Origin of the sequence: Streptomyces sp. M2CJ-2, assembly GCF_016757295.1 — a bacterium.
In the GTDB taxonomy this organism is placed as follows: Bacteria; Actinomycetota; Actinomycetes; order Streptomycetales; family Streptomycetaceae; genus Streptomyces.
Genome location: NZ_JAESIF010000275.1, coordinates 1 through 669 on the forward strand (window position 1 = coordinate 1; position 669 = coordinate 669).

Here is a 669-nt window from a genome sequence, read left to right on the forward strand (position 1 = left end):
TCATACGTCCGTGACGCGGAGCCCGGCGTGTGCCTTGTAGCGGCGGTTGACGGAGATCAGGTTGGCGACCAGCGCCTCCACCTGGTGGGCGCCTCGCAGCCGCCCGGCGAAGACGCCCCGCATGCCCGGGATGCGCCCGGCCAGCGCCTGCACGATCTCCACGTCGGCGCGGACCTCGCCGAGCACCATCACGTCGGTGTCGATCTCGTCGATCTCCGGGTCCTGGAGCAGTACCGCGGACAGGTGGTGGAAGGCCGCGGTGACCCGGGAGTCCGGCAGCAGGGCCGCGGCCTGCTCGGCGGCGCTGCCCTCCGCGGGCTTGAGCGCGTAGGCGCCCTGCTTGTCGAAGCCGAGCGGGTTGACGCAGTCGACGACGAGCTTGCCGGCCAGTTCCCCGCGCAGGGACTCCAGGGTCGTGCCGTGGCCGTCCCACGGCACGGCGACGATCACGATGTCGCTGCGGCGGGCGGTCTCGGCGTTGTCGGCGCCCTCGACGCCGTACCCGAGTTCCTCGGCGGCGGCCCGGGCGCGTTCGGCGGCCCGCGAGCCGATGATCACCTTCTGGCCGGCCCGGGCGAGCCGGTACGCGAGGCCCTTGCCCTGCGGTCCGGTGCCGCCGAGCACGCCGACGACGAGCCCGGAGACGTCGGGCAGGTCCCAGGGGTCCTT

1 protein-coding gene is annotated in these 669 nt (G+C 73.8%); it reads right to left on the reverse strand.

What is annotated here, in order from left to right; all coding sequences use genetic code 11:
* A partial coding sequence (gene npdG / locus JL475_RS39270) for an NADPH-dependent F420 reductase (RefSeq protein WP_202282968.1) occupies nucleotides 1–669 on the reverse strand: 669 nt, incomplete at its 5' end.